Raw genomic sequence first — 2,845 nt, forward strand, 5'->3', positions numbered from 1 at the left:
CGGGAATGGCTGCTCACCGCTATTACCCACACCGGCAAACAGCCCCAGGCCCTGGAAGAAGAGGGTGGCAGTGAGCCCACCAGCTACCACAACACCTTCAGCGCCATCCCGGCCGACAAAACCTGGCGCCCCCTGTGTAATCACAAACCCGTGATGGACGGCCCCCAGATGGCGCTCGTCACCGGCCCGGAGGGGGAAGAAATCCACTGCGACCAGTACGGCCGGGTAAAAGTAAGATTCCCGTGGGATAGATGCTCGAAGAACGACGAACACAGCAGTGCCTGGCTGCGTGTGGCCCAGGGTTGGGCTGGAGGCCAGTACGGCTTTATGGCGCTGCCCAGAATCGGCCATGAAGTGATTGTCTCCTTCCTGGACGGCGACCCGGACCAGCCCATCATCACCGGAAGAACATACCACGCCACCAACACACCGCCGTACGCGCTGCCGGAACACAAAACCCGGACCACCCTGAAGACCAAAACCCACAAGGGTGAGGGCAGCAACGAGCTACGCTTTGAAGACGAAGCCGGCGAAGAGCAGATCTACGTGCACGCCCAGAAGGACCTGGACCTGCTGACGGAAAACAACCGTACCGAAGTTATCAAGAATGACAGCCACCTGACGGTGGAAAACAACCGCTTCAGCCACACCAAAGGCAACAGCCATCACACCGTGGACGGCGAAAAGCGCGAGCAAACTGGCAAAGACCACAGCTTAAATGTCACCGGTACTCTGCACCTGAAAGCCGGCACCGCCTGGCTCAGCAATTCCGGCACCGAACTGCACATCAAAGCCGGCCAGAAAGCCGTCATCGAAGCCGGCGCCGAAATCACCCTGAAAGCCGGCGGCAGCTTCGTCAAGATCGATCCCAGCGGCGTGGCCATGGGGGGCGCGAGTATCAAGATGAATGCCGGTGGGGCTCCAGGTAAAGGCAGTGGGCAGAAGGTGCAGGTGCCGGAGATGCCGGGGTTGGTGACGGCTGCTGGCGGGTCAGTGGCGCCGGAGGCGTTGGCGGAGGTTAGCCAGAGAGCGAGTGCTCAGCCAAAAGCCATCGTTGCCCATCGACTAAAACAGGCTCGGATGAATCGAACGGCCATTGTTGAGCAGTGCCAGCAGAAACCCGATGGCACTTGTCCGCTTGGGAACTGTCCTTGCGGTAAGAATCAGACAGCGTGATACGTGAAGGAGCCCATGGTGGTATTTGCAAAACCTTCGACTGACAAGGTGCGTTTTTTAGTGCTGGAGGCGCAGCAGAAACCATCGGTTGTGCGGTCTTTGTATGAGCAGACAGACGTTCCGAAGTGGCTTTATCTGTTTGCTGAGACTGACTGGCAACAGTATCTGGCCGAAAGCCCCGTTGTTCTGGAGGCTAAACAGCAGAGCCCGGAGTATCAGTGGGCTTTGAAAGGCTTGAAAGAGGGGCGGCTTATCGGGCTGATTCTGGAGTCCTCTGAGAGCCTTGAGTCCGTGACGAGTTGGCTAAGGGCTCGCTTGACAGTGCGCTTCGACGGGGAAAGGCAGGGCCTGCTGCGACTTTACGACCCTGAGGTATGGCAACGCTTATCTCCGGGGACTCAAGACCAGGCGGATGTGATTGAAAGGGTTATTTATTGGTACGGAGAAAGCGGTCAGGAACGTTGGCAAACCACCGACAGACCAAATCTGTTCACTATGTTGCCCGTACCAACGCTTTCAGAAACTCAGTGGCAGGCATTGAACACGCCTGAGGCCTGAGTCCGAATTGATACGTTTAGAACGCAAGGAATGACAGGGATGTCTGAGAATAGTGCAAAGCAGTCTACAGCTGGTTGTAGCCCGGCCTGTGAGGGTAAATCACTGATTATCGAAGTCATGGGCAAAGAGCATCCGGAAGGGCATAGTTTCAGGATTTATGAGGAGACAGATTCTGAGCTGCAAGAAGGTTTGGAAAGTCGGATGGTTAAGGAAGACTTGGAAGAGTCGGTCCTTCATATCTGGCCATGGCAGAGTCAACCAAACCGTAACATTTGGCTGGAGATTGCCGCAGAAGAGGGTGACCCCATTCGTGTCCCTTTTCTCCAGGATGCAACTGGTATAGATCGAGAAGAAGAGCGGCAGCACCATGTCATTCTCCCCGTCATTCCGACCACCCTGATATCCGGTGTGACTCTCAAGGGCCGAAACCCGGCTCACTATGTAATGTCACGGCCTGGATTTATTTATCTATTCCATGAGGGGAAGCTATGGCGTGAACTTGAAGTGCGAATGGATGATAAGGGCGTTACACGCTACCACGATGTGGCTCTTGACGATTACCGAGAGACCAACGGAGATATAAAACCTGGTTACCGAGCGGTGACCGGTGCAGGACTAGCTGAAATCTGGTTGCCGGCGAGAGTAGATGGGAAGTGGATTAACATTCACGCAGCATTCAGTGAGTCTCAATGGCCGGGAGCTCGGGTCAATTACTTGCAGCGTAAACCTTTTGTCAGAATGGATCGCTGCAATACCATTTCGATGGTTCTTGCAGAGCCAACACATGACGAGGGTGACACCGTCAATGTGAGCAGGCGCGCTAGAAACGCTTTCCTTGCGAGCTGTCTCGCGCCTCAGCGAAGTCGAAACCCTTTGGTGGAATCGCAGTTTGATCGTCCGGAAAAATACCTCTTGGATCTGACGGGAGACTACACTGCCTTATCCGAGCAGGCAGCTATACAGGTTCACCAGAGGCAGGAGGCCCCCGATCCGGAAGACCCAATATATGAAGACGAACGCCCTGAAATGACCGTGCTCGCCAAGTGTCTTCATCGAACCTTGAGGGAAGTGGAAGCAGTTGGCGATGAAACGTAAGCGTCCGGCCATCACA

Annotated in this window: 3 protein-coding genes; all 3 read left to right on the forward strand. The window is 55.3% G+C overall.

From position 1 onward, the window contains the following. Positions 1–1,176 (forward strand): type VI secretion system Vgr family protein (locus tag Q675_RS33910; protein WP_023011865.1); only part of this gene is annotated, 1,176 nt, incomplete at its 5' end. 15 nt (positions 1,177–1,191) lie between these two features. After that, on the forward strand, positions 1,192–1,734 hold the full coding sequence (locus tag Q675_RS33915) for a DUF4123 domain-containing protein (protein WP_011787122.1): 543 nt from the start codon (positions 1,192–1,194) through the stop codon (positions 1,732–1,734). 39 nt (positions 1,735–1,773) lie between these two features. Beyond that, positions 1,774–2,829 carry a hypothetical protein gene (locus Q675_RS33920; RefSeq protein ID WP_023011866.1) on the forward strand — a complete coding sequence of 352 codons (1,056 nt, stop codon included), beginning with the start codon at positions 1,774–1,776 and terminating at the stop codon, positions 2,827–2,829. Positions 2,830–2,845: the final 16 nt, after the last annotated feature.

Source organism: Marinobacter sp. EN3 (assembly GCF_000475315.1).
GTDB lineage: Bacteria > Pseudomonadota > Gammaproteobacteria > Pseudomonadales > Oleiphilaceae > Marinobacter > Marinobacter nauticus.

Bases quoted from the DNA above. Each gene is read 5' to 3' on its own strand.
- Q675_RS33920 (WP_023011866.1), top strand. From the start codon at position 1,774: ATGTCTGAGAATAGTGCAAAGCAGTCTACAGCTGGTTGTAGCCCGGCC.
- Q675_RS33915 (WP_011787122.1), top strand. From the start codon at position 1,192: ATGGTGGTATTTGCAAAACCTTCGACTGACAAGGTGCGTTTTTTAGTG.